General features: G+C 55.0%; 14 protein-coding genes and 1 pseudogene. 2 read left to right on the top strand and 13 right to left on the bottom strand.

Translation table 11 applies throughout. The features are described from left to right. Nucleotides 1-70: 70 nt before the first annotated feature. Nucleotides 71-310, top strand: a pseudogene (locus FKCLFG_RS05010) (DUF2249 domain-containing protein); the annotation flags it as partial. Nucleotides 311-703: 393 nt separating this feature from the next. Here the strand turns inward: FKCLFG_RS05010 and truA are convergent. The 12 genes from truA to FKCLFG_RS04950 all read right to left on the bottom strand — a co-directional run bounded on the left by truA (nucleotide 704) and on the right by FKCLFG_RS04950 (nucleotide 16,092). Then, nucleotides 704-1,519 carry a tRNA pseudouridine(38-40) synthase TruA gene (gene truA, locus FKCLFG_RS05005; protein WP_472615129.1) on the bottom strand — a complete coding sequence of 272 codons (816 nt, stop codon included), beginning with the start codon at nucleotides 1,517-1,519 and terminating at the stop codon, nucleotides 704-706. A gap of 75 nt (nucleotides 1,520-1,594) precedes the next feature. Further along, nucleotides 1,595-4,327 carry a motility hub landmark protein FimV gene (locus tag FKCLFG_RS05000; protein ID WP_472615128.1) on the bottom strand — a complete coding sequence of 911 codons (2,733 nt, stop codon included), beginning with the start codon at nucleotides 4,325-4,327 and terminating at the stop codon, nucleotides 1,595-1,597. A 205-nt stretch (nucleotides 4,328-4,532) separates the two neighbouring features. Beyond that, nucleotides 4,533-5,660, bottom strand: coding sequence for an aspartate-semialdehyde dehydrogenase (gene asd / locus FKCLFG_RS04995; RefSeq protein WP_472615127.1), 1,128 nt, complete (start codon nucleotides 5,658-5,660; stop codon nucleotides 4,533-4,535). Between the two features lie 57 nt (nucleotides 5,661-5,717). After that, nucleotides 5,718-6,788 (bottom strand): 3-isopropylmalate dehydrogenase, encoded by a 1,071-nt coding sequence (gene leuB, locus FKCLFG_RS04990; RefSeq protein WP_472615126.1) that lies wholly within the window; start codon nucleotides 6,786-6,788, stop codon nucleotides 5,718-5,720. Nucleotides 6,789-6,853: 65 nt separating this feature from the next. Further along, a complete protein-coding gene (gene leuD / locus FKCLFG_RS04985) occupies nucleotides 6,854-7,501 on the bottom strand; it encodes a 3-isopropylmalate dehydratase small subunit (protein WP_472615125.1) in 648 nt (215 codons plus the stop codon). A gap of 10 nt (nucleotides 7,502-7,511) precedes the next feature. Then, on the bottom strand, nucleotides 7,512-7,634 hold the full coding sequence (locus FKCLFG_RS04980; protein ID WP_472615124.1) for an entericidin A/B family lipoprotein: 123 nt from the start codon (nucleotides 7,632-7,634) through the stop codon (nucleotides 7,512-7,514). A gap of 24 nt (nucleotides 7,635-7,658) precedes the next feature. Then, the gene (gene leuC, locus FKCLFG_RS04975) at nucleotides 7,659-9,062 is read right to left on the bottom strand and encodes a 3-isopropylmalate dehydratase large subunit (RefSeq protein ID WP_472615123.1); all 1,404 of its coding nucleotides are present in this window, start codon (nucleotides 9,060-9,062) and stop codon (nucleotides 7,659-7,661) included. A 190-nt stretch (nucleotides 9,063-9,252) separates the two neighbouring features. Beyond that, nucleotides 9,253-10,092 (bottom strand): M48 family metallopeptidase, encoded by an 840-nt coding sequence (locus FKCLFG_RS04970; RefSeq protein WP_472615122.1) that lies wholly within the window; start codon nucleotides 10,090-10,092, stop codon nucleotides 9,253-9,255. Between the two features lie 203 nt (nucleotides 10,093-10,295). Further along, nucleotides 10,296-11,921: an ABC transporter ATP-binding protein gene (locus FKCLFG_RS04965; RefSeq protein ID WP_472615121.1), complete on the bottom strand. Its 1,626-nt coding sequence runs from the start codon at nucleotides 11,919-11,921 to the stop codon at nucleotides 10,296-10,298. Continuing rightward, entirely contained in the window at nucleotides 11,918-12,955 is a 1,038-nt protein-coding gene (locus FKCLFG_RS04960; RefSeq protein ID WP_472615120.1) for an ABC transporter permease, read from the bottom strand. The genes FKCLFG_RS04965 and FKCLFG_RS04960 overlap by 4 nt, the downstream gene beginning before the upstream one ends. Then, on the bottom strand, nucleotides 12,952-14,010 hold the full coding sequence (locus FKCLFG_RS04955) for a microcin C ABC transporter permease YejB (protein ID WP_472615119.1): 1,059 nt from the start codon (nucleotides 14,008-14,010) through the stop codon (nucleotides 12,952-12,954). The genes FKCLFG_RS04960 and FKCLFG_RS04955 overlap by 4 nt, the downstream gene beginning before the upstream one ends. Nucleotides 14,011-14,292: 282 nt before the next feature. Next, the gene (locus FKCLFG_RS04950; RefSeq protein WP_472615118.1) at nucleotides 14,293-16,092 is read right to left on the bottom strand and encodes an extracellular solute-binding protein; all 1,800 of its coding nucleotides are present in this window, start codon (nucleotides 16,090-16,092) and stop codon (nucleotides 14,293-14,295) included. A gap of 308 nt (nucleotides 16,093-16,400) precedes the next feature. Here FKCLFG_RS04950 and fabI point away from each other — a divergent pair, with 308 nt between their 5' ends. Further along, entirely contained in the window at nucleotides 16,401-17,183 is a 783-nt protein-coding gene (fabI, locus tag FKCLFG_RS04945) for an enoyl-ACP reductase FabI (protein ID WP_472615117.1), read from the top strand. A gap of 84 nt (nucleotides 17,184-17,267) precedes the next feature. Here the strand turns inward: fabI and FKCLFG_RS04940 are convergent, their stop codons facing one another. Then, the gene (locus FKCLFG_RS04940; protein WP_472615116.1) at nucleotides 17,268-17,426 is read right to left on the bottom strand and encodes a hypothetical protein; all 159 of its coding nucleotides are present in this window, start codon (nucleotides 17,424-17,426) and stop codon (nucleotides 17,268-17,270) included. Between the last annotated feature and the right edge of the window lie 143 nt (nucleotides 17,427-17,569).

The raw sequence follows: 17,569 nt of genomic DNA, 5'->3' as shown, positions 1-17,569 counted from the left end.
ACTTGATCGGTCTTAAGGAAATCACGCAGGGTAAAAAATAGGATGACGTATTACTTTTTCGGAATTTATTATGTCAATCCAAGCAACCCCTGAAGTTTATCAATTCGATGTACGTGGCGTTTCCAAACGCTTGCGCCATGCGGCCATTTTTGGTGCGCTGGAATCGTTGGAGCAAGGCGATGTAATGCGCTTTGTCAACGATCATGATCCTCTGCCATTATTGAGCCAGATTCAGCAGCGCTACGATGGCCAGGTTCGCCATGAATATGTGCAAAATGGCCCGGATGCCGTGGTGATTGATTTCACTATCCACCCAAAACAGCCGGTAGCAGCGGCTGATGCCGATAATGCGCCGCAATCAGGCGGATGCGGCGGTGGTGGCGGCGGTTGTGGCTGCAAGGGTTCCTGATTTGCAATGCCATCGTTGATGCCCTGCACCCCACGGCGTCAACGATGGCGCCGGAATCTTCACTTTGGTCAAAAACAGGTTTTGCCAAAGTGGCGTCGATCTAATCATCACCAGCATTTACAAACTTATATCAAACGATATTCGTGTCCGCGCTGGCTGTCATTGCCAAGCCATTAAATTTTTTACACATACTATCTACCGTATTTTTATAATAGCCAATGAATTAAAGCGGCGTTTAATACGATATTTAGCATACTCCAACATATTTCAATAATCATGAAATAGTTGATAGCCTTATATCCACGGCAAAAAATTCATCTCTTCCTGTGGCAATCGCCATTTTTGATCGTATTCAATTTTCGCCAGATACAGTCCATCGGGCATGAATGTTGGCGCTGCATACTTCCGATCGCGCCCCTCCAGTACTTCTTTTAGCCAATCGGATGACTTTTTACCGTTGCCGATGAATATCAAGGACCCGACGATATTTCTAACCATGTGATGCAAAAAAGCATTGCCACACAAGGTAATTACAATCAAATTGCCGTTGCGCACAATATCGATCGCATGCATCGTCCGCACAGGAGATTTTGCCTGGCACTGCGAGGCCCGGAAGGCGGAGAAATCATGTACGCCAATCAGCGCTTGGGCTGCAATGCGCATGTTGTTTTCATCCAGCGGACGAAATACCCAGCCGACTTTTCCGGTCAACAGTGGCGATCTGATCGGATGGTTATAGATGACGTAATGATAAGTGCGCGCGCTCGCGCTAAAGCGCGCATGGAAATGGCCAGATGCGTGGTCAGCCACATCGTCATCACGCTTGACTTCGCAGGCCCAGCGTACTGCAATCGAGGGCGGTAGAAAAGCATTCACGCCGCGCACCCAGGAAGCCGTTTCCCGGCTTATATCGGTATCAAAATGCACTACTTGTTCTATTGCGTGGACACCTGCATCGGTGCGGCCAGCGCACACGGTTGCCATCTCGCGCCGGGTGAATTTACCGAGTCCGGATTCCAGTACATCCTGAACTGTCCTGCCATCCGGCTGGGTTTGCCAGCCAGACCAGGGCGAACCGTCGTACTCAATACCGAGGGCTATGCGCTTCAATTCAGATCCATTCAATATCAAAAAATAAAACGGGCGTCAGCAAAACGCTGCGCCCGTCCTTTGCAACATAAGTAATCAGACCAGTTCGGCCAGCATGATTTTGGCTTTCTCGATTTGCGCCGCTGTGCCATCCATCAGCACCTCATCCAGCAACTCGCGAGCACCTTCCTTGTCGCCAATTTCCTGGTAAGCAACTGCCAGGTCGAGTTTTGTCGACATTTCAACATCTCCAAAAACCATATCGGATTGTGCCACTTGATCTAATTCATCTGGAGTAGACGCGCTTGGCTGCTCGACTGGATCAAAATCCAGATCGAATCCGGATAAATCGAACTCTAGCCCTGGTGTTGTCGGCTCGGCAGAAGCTTCCGTTTCAGGTTCAAGTTCAATTTCAATTTCAGCATCCATTACAGGCAAAGCGGCATGAGCCGCATTCGCCAATGGTAGCTGCGAATCTTGCCCGGCATCTGCTTTGTCGGTTGCTGTGCTTCCCAGGAAATCAAAATCGAATTCATCCAAATCGAACTTGGGAAAAATGGAATTAGGTGCGGCCTCCACTTCCTTTTCCGGCATGACGGGTTCAGCCAGGGATTCAGTTACAAAATCAATGCTGCTATCGTCAGGCTCGTTATCCTTGGTCGCGACTGTATCGAATTCCGATGTAGAGTCAGCAATCTCACCCAAATCAAAATCAAGTCCATTGGAAATCGAATTCTCTGCCTCGGCAATATAATCAGGAACCGGATCAATCGATTCGGCAGATTCAGGCTTGGGTCCAATTACCGGCACCGGTTCGATAGCTTCGAATGCAAACTCCACCGAATCAACGTTGGCATGCGATTGCGAATTGCCCAGCAGAGCTTCCGGATCAAGTTCTTCCAGGGGCAAGGTTGGCGCACCCAATGCAACGGCCTTGGCAGCGATTTCTTCAGAAAGCGCGCCACCGGCATATAAAGGATTATTCGGGTCCAGTGCCGCACCGAGCCGGGCAGCCTGATGCCACTCATCAGTTTCCCCCTTTGTCATTCCATACAGTTCGCTGGCAAGCATCTCAAAAGAGCGTAAATCCTTGCGATTCGCATAAATTTCAAGCAACTTCAGACGTACCGGATGGCGGTCCGGCTGCGTCCTCAACGCCTCTTTCAAAATTTCTTCAGCCTGAGCATCGCGCCCATAGGCAATGTACACATCTGCTTCAGCGACCGGATCGACTTCATTGGCGTCGAGTTGGCTGGCTGACGGTGCAAAACTGGAATTGAAGACGCTATTGTTGGTATCCACGCTTTGGCCGCCGGTCGAGCCAAAAAGTGAATTCGTTTGCAGACCCGATGCGGCAAACGTGCTGTCGTCGAACTTATTGTGCGATTTTTTTCTACGGCGATTACTGTAGATACCGAAAGCGCCCAGAATGGCGATCAGAATACCGGCGCCAGGCAGCAATAAAGGATTATCCAGTAATTCGTCAAAGAAACTTGTTTTGGCGAGCGGCTCTGCAGCGACTACTTTCGCTTTTGTCGGCGCCGGCGCTGACAATGCGGCAACTGGGACAACTGCAGCAGGCGTTGCTGGCTGCGCCACTTTCAAAGTTTGAGCAGTTTGTGCATTAAGTTGTTGTTCCGTCAGCGATTTATTCTTGATCTCCAGAAGCTGTTGCAAGTCGTTTAAATTCTTCTCCAGGATCTTAATGCGCGCACTTGCCTCTTCTAGCGCTTTATCGGCTGCAATTGTGTTTTCGCCGCCAAGCGCAGCTCCGTTAGCCAGTCCGGCTGGGCTGCCGGCCCCGGCAACCGCTTTGGATAACTGCAATTTATCTTTTGATTCAGAAACGGTTGCCTGCGTTTCTTCGACTTTGGCCTCAATCTTGCCTACCGCACTTTGCGTATTTTGCGCATTTTGTTTCGTTGCGGCAGAAGATTTTGCTGCGTCTCGGGCAATCTTGCCGGCAAGTTGGTTACGATAAGCGTTGAAGTCAGCAGCCTGAGCAATCACGACGGCAGAAGCGGCAGGTGACGCGACGTTGCTTGTAGTATTACTGTCGGGAACCGACAAAACAGCGCCGGCACGCATCCGGTTCATGTTGTTGCCGACAAATCCATTCGGATTCGCCCGATACAATGCAACCAGCATTTGATCCAGCGAAATGCCTTCCGGCTTGAATTTCAATGCAACAAGAGTCAGCGTATCCCCGCTCTTGACTCTATAACTGGCGGATTTTTTGTCTTCGATTGCCCTGGAACGTTCTTTTGCCACCGGATTATTGACCCCTGCGGCCCTTTCTTGCGGGGGCAATCCTGGGGCGGACGCTGCGGTTGCCAGCGCCGGCGCAACGGGCACCGCCACCGGTGTAACTACCTGGGCATTCTGACTCAGGCGCAAGTCAGCCGGGTCCAGCAAGAAAGTGTATTCGCGAATCAGGCGGCCTTTGTTCCCGCCCAGTTCAAGCAGCACGTCAACGAACGGCTCATTAATTGGCTGCGTTGAAGTCATGCTAATGACTTGCCGCCCTCCACGCTGCAGAATAGCGAAACGCAATGACAGCAAGACAGGATTGAAATCAATTTTAGCTTGTCGATATGCATCGGTTGGGGCCAGTTTCGCCACTAAAGATCCGGCCTCGTCTTGAGAGGTAGAAGATAGTTCAATTTCCGCCCTGAGCGGCTGTCCGAGCGAGGACAAAACCGTCAGTTTACCCAAGCCGGCAGCATGCGCTGCAGAACACAATACGGTCGAAGCCACAGCAAAGGCTAGTGTTCTTAGGCTAGAGGAAATAAATTTGGACGGGCTTTTTGGATGCGTATTGATTGGCATATTTATGCTTACGGTTAGCTTACCTTACAAGAAACACGATTACTGCTTCCGGGCAATATTGTTCTCAGAGCGATCAACATATCATTACAATCTTTGCCGTGCAAGCGAACCACATTCACTAAGCCCACACTTGATATGCAAAACCCACCAAACATTCTCTCGAATAAAATTCAGTGGGTTAGATTTGTATATTTACAACAAAAAATTATGCTTCCAGCAATATCCTTAGCATCCTTCGCAAGGGTTCTGCTGCACCCCACAACAGTTGGTCGCCAATCGTAAATGCGGAAAGATATTCGCCACCCATCTGCATCTTGCGCATGCGCCCCACTGGGATGGTCAGGCTGCCCGTAACTGCAGCAGGCGTCAAATCCCGCATCGATGCTTCGCGGTTGTTCGGCACCACTTTCACCCATTGATTATTCTGCGCAATGATGTCGTTGATTTCATCGAGCGGCACATCTTTTTTGAGCTTGATGGTCAATGCCTGGGAATGGCAACGCATCGCGCCCACGCGCACGCAAAGGCCATCCACCGGAATCGCCCTGGAACCGAATCCTTCACCCTTGCCGAGAATTTTGTTGGTTTCGGCGCCGGCCTTCCATTCTTCGCGCGACATGCCGTTGCCGAGGTCCTTGTCTATCCACGGAATCAGGTTGCCGGCCAGAGGAGCACCGAATTGCTGGGTTTCATCAGCGCCCATACCATGTTGTGTGGCGAGTACCTGACGGTCGATTTCCAGGATGGCGGAAGCCGGGTCGTCCAGCAACGCTTTCACCGAAGAATTGATGGTGCCAAACTGGGTCAGCAATTCGCGCATGTGCTGGGCTCCGCCGCCCGAGGCAGCCTGATACGTCATCGCGGTCATCCAGTCCACCAAATCATGCTGGAACAAGCCGCCCAAACCCATCAGCATGCAAGACACGGTGCAATTGCCGCCCGCATAGGTTTTCACGCCATTGTCCAGCGCGGTTCTGATGACGCCCAGATTAACCGGATCGAGCACGATGATCGCATCGTCCTGCATACGCAAGGTCGATGCCGCATCGATCCAGTAGCCGTTCCAGCCTGCTGCACGCAACTTTGGAAACACTTCGGTGGTGTAATCGCCGCCTTGGCACGTGATGATGATGTCGCATTTCTTGAGTGCATCGAGGTCATTGGCGTCTTTCAACGCCGTTTCATTTTTCGCCATTGTGGGCGCTGTGCCACCCGCGTTCGAGGTCGAAAAGAATACGGGTTCGATATGGGCGAAATCGCCCTCTTCCTGCATGCGCTGCATCAGGACCGAACCAACCATGCCGCGCCAACCGACTAAACCGACTAATTTCATAATTTCCTCACGTGCAATTCCAAAAATATTTCAATCGTTACCGATATAAGGTACTACTCAGGCCAGTGCTTGCAACACCGCCGCGCCCATTTCTTGGGTGCCGACCTTGCGCGTGCCAGCCTCAAAGATATCCGGTGTGCGCAAGCCTTGCGCCAGCACTTTCTTGACGGCGGCTTCAATCCGATCAGCCTGCTGCGCCTTGTTCAGCGAGAAACGCAACATCATCGCTGCCGACAGAATCGTGGCCAGCGGGTTGGCCACGCCTTTGCCGGCGATATCGGGTGCGGAACCATGTGACGGCTCATACAAACCCTTGTTGTTGGCGTCCAGCGAAGCCGATGGCAACATGCCGATCGAACCGGTCAGCATCGCAGCGGCATCCGACAAGATGTCGCCGAACAGATTGCCGGTCACTATCACGTCGAATTTCTTCGGGGCCCGCACCAGTTGCATGGCGGCGTTGTCAACATACATGTGGTCCAGCGCCACGTCCGGATATTCGCGGTGGACGTCGGTGACGATGTCTCTCCAGAACTGGAAGGTTTCCAGCACATTGGCCTTGTCCACACTGGTCAGGCGTTTGTCGCGTTTTTGCGCCGCCTGGAATGCGACGTGGGCAATGCGGCGGATTTCACCTTCCGCATAGCGCATGGTGTCGAAACCTTCGCGCTGGCCCTTGAACGGGCCGTCCGGACATTCGCGCACACCGCGTGGCTGGCCGAAATAAACGTCGCCGGTCAGTTCGCGGATGATCAGAATGTCGAGACCAGAAACCACTTCCGGCTTCAGTGTGGATGCGCCAGCCAGTTCCGGATACAAAATAGCAGGCCGGAAATTGGCGAACAGATTCAGGTTTTTGCGCAAGCCTAGAATTGCCTGTTCCGGGCGCAACGAACGTTCCAGCGTGTCGTATTTCCAGTCGCCGACCGCGCCAAACAGGATGGCATCGGCCTCTTTCGCCAGTTTCAGCGTACCTTCCGGCAGCGGGTGACCATGCGCGGCATAACCGGCACCGCCGACAGGCGCAGTTTCCATCTCAAAAGATTCGCCCAGCGCGTTAAGTATCAACACCGCTTGTTCGATGATTTCAGGGCCGATGCCATCGCCCGGCAAGACTGCGATTTTCATTGTTGTTCTTTGCAATTAAATGACTAAATGATTGACCGACTAATTAGTCGGTCAAGATGCAAGCATCAAATAGTATTGGCCAGCCAAGGTTGGGAGGCAATATGGCGTTCTTCGAAAGCGTGAATCAGGTCAGACTGACGCAATGTCAGCCCGATGTCATCCAGCCCGTTGAGCATGCAATACTTCCTGAATGTATCGATATCGAATGGATACGCTACGCTGCCATTGGCGGTCGTCACCAACTGTTTTTCCAGATCGATCACAAGCCGGAAACCCGGAAACGCCTTGACTTCATTAAACAGGTGATCTACCTGCGACTCGGTCAGCGCAATCGGCAGCAAGCCATTCTTGTAACAGTTATTGAAGAAAATATCGGCGAAGCTGGGCGCAATCACGGCCCGGAAACCGTATTGCTCCAGCGCCCATGGCGCATGTTCGCGCGATGAGCCACAGCCAAAATTCTTGCGCGTCAAAAGGATGGCAGCGCCCTGATAACGCGGCTGATTCAAGACGAAATCGGGATTGAGCGGACGCCGGGTATTATCCTGCCCGGGCTCGCCATGGTCGAGATAGCGCCATTCGTCAAACAAGTTCGGCCCAAAACCGGAGCGCTTGATGGATTTCAGGAACTGCTTCGGGATGATGGCATCGGTATCCACATTCGCACGATCCAGCGGTGCTACCAAGCCATCGAGTACGGTAAATTTTTCCATAATATTTGCTTTATTTCCTCGCCGCACCCTCAACCTTGGTGCCTACTTTTTGGACATCCTTGCCAAACCCTTCCATGGTGTTGCAGGCGCTCAGGATGAAAACGATGCAGCTCAGGGCGAATAGTTTTTTCATATTGATTTTTTAGTGATAAGTGGTTTAACGGAACAGCCGCACATCGACGAAATGTCCGGCGATACCAGCGGCAGCGGCCATTTCGGGCGACACCAGATGGGTGCGACCGCCCTGCCCCTGGCGTCCTTCGAAATTGCGGTTCGAGGTCGAAGCACAGCGCTCGCCCGGCTCCAGTCGATCGGCATTCATGGCAAGGCACATCGAACAACCCGGATCGCGCCATTCAAAACCGGCATCCCGGAAAATCTTGTCCAGTCCCTCACGCTCGGCCTGATCTTTCACCAGGCCGGAGCCTGGCACCACCATCGCCAGCCGCACATTCGAGGCCCGATACTTGCCGCGCACCACTGCAGCGGCGGCACGTAAATCCTCAATGCGCGAATTGGTGCAAGAACCGATGAAAACCTTGTCGATGCGGATGTCGGAGATCGCGGTATTCGGCTTCAAAGCCATGTAAGCCAGGGCTTTTTCCATTGCATCGCGCTTGACTGCGTCTTTTTCCTGATCCGGGTCCGGCACCCGATCCTCGATCGAGACCACCATCTCGGGCGAAGTGCCCCAGGTTACTTGCGGCTTGACTTCAGTTGCATTCAGGGTCACCACCAGGTCGAACCGGGCGCCTGCATCCGTATGCAGGGTGCGCCAATAGTCCACTGCGCGGTCCCAGTGCGGGCCGACCGGGGACAACGGCCGTCCCTTGACATAATTGATCGTGGTTTCATCGACGCCGATCATGCCGGCGCGGGCACCGGCTTCGATTGCCATGTTGCAGACAGTCATGCGGCCTTCCATCGACAGGCTGCGGATGGTCGAGCCGGCGAATTCAATCGCGTAACCGGTGCCGCCGGCGGTACCGATCTTGCCGATGATGGCCAGCACGATATCCTTGGCGGTGACGCCGAACGGCAGTGCGCCGTCCACCTGCACCAGCATCGCCTTGGATTTTTTCGCCAGCAAGGTCTGCGTCGCCAGCACGTGTTCGACTTCGGAAGTGCCGATGCCGTGCGCCAGGCAGCCGAACGCACCGTGGGTCGAGGTGTGCGAATCGCCGCAAACAACCGTCATGCCGGGTAGCGTTGCGCCCTGCTCCGGCCCGATCACATGGACGATGCCCTGGCGCTTGTCGCGCATGTTGAAATAGGTCAGGCCGAATTCAGCGGCGTTCGCATCCAGCGTTTCGACTTGCAGCCGTGAAGTTGGATCGGCAATGCCGTGGATGCGGTCGGTAGTGGGCACATTGTGGTCCGCCACCATCAGATTGGCAGCAACCCGCCACGGCTTGCGCCCGGCCAGTTTCAACCCTTCGAAAGCCTGCGGGCTGGTGACTTCGTGCAGTAGATGCCGGTCGATATACAGTATCGTGGTGCCATCTTCGCCGGCATGTACAACGTGCGAATCCCAAAGTTTGTCATAGAGCGTCTTGGCCATGTTTTAAGCTGCTTAGTGTAAATTTCGGTATAAATTTTGGTGTAAATATGCGTGCAAATGCATGAATTAGCTTTGGATTATGGCATATTTGTACGCAGTTCGAAGTCGAATACGGGCGCAGCAAATTTACCGGGCGAGATCGCGCGCACCTCCCACGCCCCCATATCCAGCGCGCACGGCATCAGCGGCATCAACGTTTTTTCCTGGCCTGCTCGAACTGCGGCATCACGCGTTGCGCATATTCGGTCAAATCGCTGATGCGGCTTTCGCGCGAAGGGTGCGTCGACAGGAACTCCGGCGACGAACCATTGCTCACTTGCGCCATTTTTTGCCACAGGCTGATTGCAGCGCGCGGGTCGAAACCGGCGCGGGCGGCCAGTTCAACGCCGATGCGGTCGGCCTCGGTCTCATGCAAGCGCGAATTCGGCAAGCCGATGCCGAGCTGCAAGCCGGTGCTGGCGACCTTGCCCAGCCCTCCGATGCCGTAAATGGACCCGAGTATTTCTGCGCCGGCCGAGGCCAGATCGGTTCCCACCTGCTGCGAAGCCCGCTCGCGCGCATGTTCGCGCAACGAGTGGGCGATTTCATGGCCGAGCACCGCAGCCAGTTCGTCGTCGCTGATGCGCAATTTTTCAATCAGGCCGGTGTACACCGCAATCTTGCCCCCGGGCATACACCAGGCGTTGACTTCGGGCGCGGTGATCAGGTTTTCTTCCCATTGCCAGTTGCGCGCGTCAGGACGGAATACGCCAGTCTGCGCAATCAGGCGATTGGCAATGCTGCGAATCCGGCTTATTTGCGCGGCATCCCGGTTCAGCGTGCCCTTCTTCCTCGCATCCTCCAGCACTTCCGCATATTGCTGGCGCGCCGCTTGTTCTACCTGCTGCTCCGACACTGACATTCTTTGCGCGCGGCCAACGCCGACAGCGCCGCCCTGGGTAGTCTGGACTGTGCTGCAGGATGCCAGAATCAGCGCAGCGGCCAGCGCACCGAGCGGCCTGGAAATTATATGAACATGGGATTTTTTCATCTTGCATCTCCTTGGCGGGCAGCCGATCAGTTTCCGTTCTATTAATTATACTTAATACTGTATTTTTAGCATCCGCAATAATATAAGCGTGAATAAGCCTATTATTTACTATACTCCCTGTTTTTTAGTAGGATGGGTGAAACCCATCGCTTTTCAATCGCTATCAACGCAAATGATGGGTTTCACCCATCCGACGCCTGCAATCATTCTTCTTTCGCTGGGCCGCGCTCCAAACCCGCCTTCGCGCTTTGCCCCTCCAGCGCATACGCCGAAGCCGCCAGCAACCGTTGCGTGTAGGGATGGCTCGGCTGCGACATGACCGTTTCGGTCAGGCCGGCTTCCAGCACCTTGCCGTCCTTCAGCACCATCACTCGGTGCGCCATCGCGCGGATCACGGCCAGATCGTGGCTGATTAACAAATATGCCATGCCGTATTTGCGCTGCAATTCCGCCAGCAACAGCAAAACCTGCTGCTGCACCGAAACGTCCAGCGATGAAGTCGGCTCGTCCAGCAGGATCAGCGCCGGCTTCAGCACCAGCACGCGGGCAATCGCGATGCGCTGGCGCTGGCCGCCGGAAAATTCATGCGGATAGCGCGACAGCATGTCGGCGCTCAGGCCGACTTCGAGCAAGCCGCTGACCACCGCGGCGCGCAGCCCGGCGGCGTCCAATTGCGGCTGGTGCAGCGCCAGCCCTTCGCCGACGATTTGCTCAATAGTGCGGCGCGGCGACAGCGAGGCGAACGGGTCCTGGAACACCACCTGCATCTTGGCGCGCAAGGGCCGGATCGCGGCGCTCGACATCGCGCTCACCGGTTGGTCGTCAAACTGAATCCGGCCCTCGACGCTGGCCGAAGACAGCCGCAGCAAGGCCATCCCCAGCGTCGATTTTCCGGAGCCGGATTCGCCGACGATGCCCAGCGTTTCGCCTTGTTGCAGCGTTAACGTGACGTCATCGACGGCGACAAATTGCGATTTTTTGAACCAGCCCTGCTTGATCTGGAAGGTGCAACTTAACTGTTGCGCAGCCAGCAATACCGGTGCGTCGGTCGCCACCGGATTAACCTGCCGTTGCGGACGACTAGCCAGCAATTGGCGCGTGTAGGCTTGGCGCGGATGGGCAAACAATTCTGCCGTCGGCGCGATTTCAACCAGACGGCCCTGCTCCATCACGCCCACCCGGTCGGCAAAATGGCGCACCAGATTCAGGTCGTGCGAGATCATCAGCACCGCCATGTTTTCTTCGCGCTGCAATTGATTCAACAACTCCAGAATTTGCACCTGGATCGTCACGTCCAGCGCGGTAGTCGGCTCGTCGGCGATCAGCAGCTTGGGCTTGCAGGCCAGCGCCATCGCGATCATCGCGCGCTGGCGCTGGCCGCCGGAGAGTTGGTGCGGATACGACAAAGCCCGCCGCGCCGGCTCCGGAATCCCGGTTTTGTCCAGCAATTCGACGGTGCGCAGCGCCGCCGCCTTGGTGCTGATGCCTTCATGCTGCATCAGGACTTCGGCGATCTGGTTGCCAATGGTGAAGAGCGGATTCAAGGCCGTCATCGGTTCCTGAAAGATCATCGCCACGTCCTTGCCGCGCACAGCACGCATCGCAGCTTCCGAGCGGCTCAGGATGTCCTGTCCCTCGAACAGGATGCGCCCGTCATAACGCGCATCCTGATTCAGCCGCAACAGCGACAAGGCGGTGACGGTCTTGCCGGAACCGGATTCGCCGACAATCGCCAGCTTTTCGCCGGCAGCAATCGAGAAGCTGACGTCATTGACCACGGTGGCCGAACCAAAGGCCACGCTCAAGTTGTGTATCTCCAGCAAGCTCATGCCTTCCTCCGTACATCCAGCGCATTGCGCAAGGCGTCGCCGATATTGGTCAGCAGCAGCAGGGTGATAGTCAGCACCGCGAACGTCGACAGCGCGATCCACCAGGCATCCAGATTGTTTTTGCCCTGGGCAAGCAATTCGCCCAGGCTAGGCGTGGATGGTGGCACGCCCAGTCCGAGAAAATCCAGACTGGTCAGCGCCAGAATTGCGCCGCTCATGCGAAACGGCAAAAAGGTAACCACCGGCGTGAGGCTATTTGGCAACACATGGTGCCAGATAATTTGCCCATGCGACAAGCCCAGCGCACGCGCCGCCTGCACGTATTCGAGATTGCGGTTGCGCAGAAAATCGGCGCGCACATAGTCCGACAAACCCATCCAGCCGAATAGCGACAGCAATATCAACAACAGGCCAATGCTGGGTTCGAAAATCGAAGAAAAGATAATCAGCAAGTACAGTTCCGGCATCGAACTCCAGATTTCCATGAAGCGTTGAAAAAGCAAATCGGTCTTGCCGGCAAAATAGCCCTGCACCGCGCCGGTGATCATGCCTAGCAGCACGCCGGTAAAAGTCAGCGCCAGCGCAAACAGCACCGATACCCGAAAACCGTACAGCAGGCGGGCGCTCACATCGCGGCCGCGGTCGTCGGTACCGAGCCAGTTTTCGCTGGATGGCGGCGCTGGATTGGGCGACTTGGCAAAATAATTCAGGGTGTCGAAACTGTACGTGTTCGGCGGGTAAATCGCCCAGTTGCCATTTTTGCTGAACTGCTCGCGGATGAAGGGATCGAGATAATCTGCCTGCGAATCAAAATCGCCGCCGAAGGTTTTTTCCGAATAGGTTATCAGCACCGGAAACACCAGTTCGCCGTTGTAACGCGCCACCAGCGGCTTATCGTTGGACAACAATTCGCCCATCAGGCTGAGTCCAAATAAAACGGAAAACAGGATCAGGCTCCAGTAACCGCGGCGGTTTTGCTTGAAACGCAGCCAGATGCGGCGTCCCGGTGATATGGAAGCGGAAGAAGTTGTCATTTGTTCAGACTTTCAAACTGCACCCGCGGGTCGGCCCAGACGTAACACAGGTCGCCCAACAATTTGACCACCAGGCCGATCAGGGTAAACAGATACAGCGTGCCCATCACCACCGGATAATCGCGTCGCACCACCGATTCATACGACAGCAAACCCAGACCGTCGAGCGAAAACAGGGTTTCGATCAGCAAGCTGCCGGCAAAGAAAGCGCCGATAAATGCCGCCGGAAAGCCGGTCACCAGCGGAATCAGCGCATTGCGAAACACATGTTTGTACAGCACCGTGTTTTCGCTCAAACCCTTGGCGCGCGCGGTCAGCACATATTGCTTGCGGATTTCTTCCAGAAAAGTGTTCTTGGTCAGCATCGTCATGACCGCAAAAGAACCGGCCACGGAAGCCGTCACCGGCAGCGTGATGTGCCACAGATAATCGAGCACTTTGCCCAGCAACGACAAGGATTCCCAGTTATCCGAGGTCAAACCGCGCAAAGGAAACCACTGCACGAAACTGCCGCCGCCGAACATCACCAGCAGGAACACGCCCAGCACAAAGCCCGGAATCGAATAGCCGATCAACACCAGCATGCTCGACAACACATCGAAACGGCTGCCTTCGCGGATCGCCTTCGCAATCCCCAGCGGCAGCGAGACGAAATAGGTCAGGAAGAAAGTCCACAATCCCAGCGTGATCGACACCGGCAGCTTGGATTTAACCAATTCCCAGACATCCTTGTGATGGTAAAAACTCTGGCCCAGATCGAAGGTGGCAAAGCCTTTGAGCATTTTCCAGAAACGCTCCGGCGCTGGCTTGTCGAAACCATACAGCGCCTTGATCTCCGCCACCCGCTCGGCATCGATCCCTTGCCGGCCACGATATTGTGCCGCGCCGCCGCCGGATGCCTCGCCCGCCGCGCCGCGCCCCTTGAGTTCCAGCAACGCTTGCTCAACCGGACCGCCGGGCACGAACTGGATCACCGCAAAGGTGATGCTGACCACGCCGATCAAGGTCGGCAGCATCAGCAACAGGCGTTTCGCTATGTAAGCCCACAGATTCATCGTTGTCTCATTCCGATTCGTGTCGCATGAATACTACTAATATACTACCAATTGTATTTTTATATTCCGTATATAAAGTATGCGGAATATGCACTATTTTTAACCATACTCCATAGTTTTTACTGATATTACAGATAAAAAATTCAATCCACGAAAGACACGAACAAACCTTCTTAGCTGCAGTCGAAAAGTGGCTGCGATGCATTCTTTCGTGCTTTTCGTGTCTTTCGTGGACAAGAATTCTCCTGTCTTTGCATCCTGCGCAACATCAGGTTTTAATTGTCATCTAGGTTTTTCTTCCCACCAACTCGAAATCACATACGGATCGGCCTGGTAATACAGCGGCATCTTGGCGGGAATGCCGAAACGATTGCGGTAAGCGACACGATGGGTGGATGAAAACCAGTGCGTGACGACGATATGCTTGTGCAGCAAAACCCGGTCCAAGGCTCGCGCCGCTGCCACCAAATCGCGCCGCGTTTTTGCCGCAACCAACAACTCCACTAAGCGATCAACCGCAGCATCTTTCAGTCCCCAGGCATTGTTCGAACCCGGCTGATCGGCCGCTTTGGAGCCGAACATGTCAAACATTTCATTGCCCGGGCTGGTGACATCCGGGAACCGGGTGCTGGTCATGTCGAAATCGAATTCCTCCATGCGTTTTTGCACCAGCGCAAAATCGGCAGTGCGCTGCTTGACCTGAAAACCCAGCTTTTGCAAATTGCGCACATACACGCTGATGACGCGCGACAGCGCCGATTGGTCGTCCAGAATTTCGAACTCGAACGGTTCGCCCTTGGCATTGCGCAGCGCGCCGTCGCGGTAATTCCAACCGGCTTGTTGTAGCAAAGCCTTGGCTTGCAGCAGATTGGCGCGCAGCGACGCCGGCGGGTTGGTGCTGGGCGGCAGCGGAGCCGGGCCGAACACCGCCGGGTCGAGCTTGGCGCGCAACGGTTGCAACAGCTTCAGCTCGTCCTCCGACGGCAAACCGGTCGCGGCCATCTCGCTATTATTAAAGAACGAATAAATGCGCGTGTATTGGCTGTAAAACAGTTGCCGGTTCATCCATTCGAAATCCAGCGCCAGCGCCAGTGCGCGGCGCACCCGAATATCCTGAAACTGCGGCCGCCGCAAGTTCATCACGAAGCCCTGCATGCCAGCGCCGTTGGAATGCGTCAAGGCACGCTTGACGATCTCGCCGCTGGTGAATTTCGGCCCCTTATAGCTGCGCGCCCAGTTCTTCGCGCTGTATTCGACCACGACATCGAACTCGCCGGCCTTGAACGCTTCCAGTCGCGCCACATCGTCCTGATAAAAACGATAATTGATCCGGTTGAAATTGAACATGCCCTTGCGCGACGGCACGTTCGTACCCCAATACGACGGATTGCGCCGGAAGCTGATGGCGCGGCCAATATCAAATTTATCGATCAGATACGGGCCGGAGGCGATCGGAGGCTCCAGCTGAATCCGGTCGAATTCGGTTTTCGCGCCCCACTTGCGCGAAAACACCGGCACGCTGCCGACGATCAGCGGCAATTCATGGTTCAGCGTCTTGAAATCGAAACGCACGCTGCGCTCGCCGGTCACCACGCATTGCTTGACATCGGCAAACACCGACTTGAATTGCGGCGCGCCCTTGGTCACCAGCATGTCATATGAGTGTTTGACATCGACTGCCAGCACCGGATCGCCATTATTGAAGCGGGCCAATGGATTGAGCCGGAACGTCATCGACATCCGGTCCGGCGCCAATTCCATGTCGTCGGCCAGCAGGCCGTACATGGTCGCAATTTCATCGCTGGAACCCACCGTCAGGGTCTCGAACATCAGGGTCGAGACGCCGGCAGCGGCGACGCCTTTCATCGAAAAAGGATTGAACTTGTCGAAACTGGTGCGGCGGTCGGGATTGGCCAGGAACAGCTCGCCGCCCTTCGGCGCGGCCGGATTGACGTAGTCGAAATGGGTGAAACCGGCTGCATAGCGCGGCGTGTCATAGAGCGAGAAAGCAGGCGCGGCCAAGGCATGAGTGCCGAGCAGGCAACTGGCGCACAGCACTAAGGCATTCAGAATTTTTTTCATCCGGCGCACCAGAACAGGTGCCGGGAACCAAAGTGCATATCGTGCATCACAACTCCCTCTTTTTTACGCCATTTTACCGAAAGGCACCCGGCACGAACGCGAACATTTATACTTCGCACCGGACTGTATCGCAAGAAAGTATCGCGAGAACAGTTGCCGTCCCGTCGACGACAACCTACAATCCCGAGCTATTTATAAAAAACTCGGGCACACCGAAGAAATAACCCTATTCGAATATATATTTGCAGCTTCCCGCCAGTTTGGCGCTGAAAGCCGCTTCTATCCTGCGGTAGCACCTGGAGACATACATGGCATTCTTGCAAGGCAAAAAAATTCTGATCACCGGTTTGTTGTCAAACCGCTCCATCGCGTACGGTATCGCAAAAGCATGCAAACGCGAAGGCGCCGAACTGGCATTCACCTATGTCGGCGAACGCTTCAAGGAACGCACCGTCGATTTCGCCAAGGAATTCGACAGCACACTGATTTACGATTGCGACGTCAGCCGCGACGATCAAATCAATGCACTGTTCGCCGATCTGGGCCAATCCTGGCAGCATCTCGACGGCCTGGTGCATGCGATCGGCTTCGCACCGCGCGAATCGATTGCCGGCGACTTCCTCGATGGCTTCACGCGTGAAGCGTTCGCGATTGCGCATGATATTTCGGCTTACAGTTTCCCGGCGCTGGCCAAAGCGGCATTGCCGATGCTGCGCGCCAATTCGGCATTGCTGACGCTGTCTTACCTCGGCTCGGTACGCGCCATTCCGCACTACAACACGATGGGTCTGGCCAAGGCTTCGCTGGAAGCCAGCGTGCGCTACCTGGCGGAATCGGTCGGCAAAAAAGGCATTCGCGTCAACGGCATCTCTGCCGGCCCGATCAAAACCCTGGCTGCCAGCGGCATCAAGGATTTCGGCAAATTGCTCGGTTTTGTCGCCGAACATGCTCCGCTGCGCCGCAACATAACGATTGAAGATGTTGGCAATGTCGCCGCTTTCCTGCTGTCGGATCTGGCGGCTGGCGTCACCGGCGAAATCACTTATGTCGATGGCGGCTTCTCGCATGTAATGGGAATCAACGCGGACTAAAAATTGCGCCGTGAATAGGATTCACAGCCAGCATTCACAGCCATCGGCATTTCCCCAAATGCAGGATGGCGGCGGCCGGATGATTCAGCGCCGCTGCAGCAACTCCCCATCAGCGGCCGCGATCTTGCGACCAGGATCGCGCGCCGTCCGCAACACATGGACGATGCCGTCCTGCACCAGTCCAGTCACAACTCCCCCGGGTTTGCGCCCTTCGCCCGTCTTGCCGCACGGATGTCGCGGCACTCGGCATTCCTTATGCCGCGACCGCACGAAATACACGAAAAAATATGGTTGAAACATGATTGATTATTGCTGGAGTATGTTTTACATCCGCAATAGCTATATGCGGTATATGCCATAAAAATAAACATACTCCATATATGCAA

Source organism: Gelidimonas denitrificans (assembly GCF_055694065.1).
This window is presented reverse-complemented; position numbering and strand designations above follow the sequence as displayed.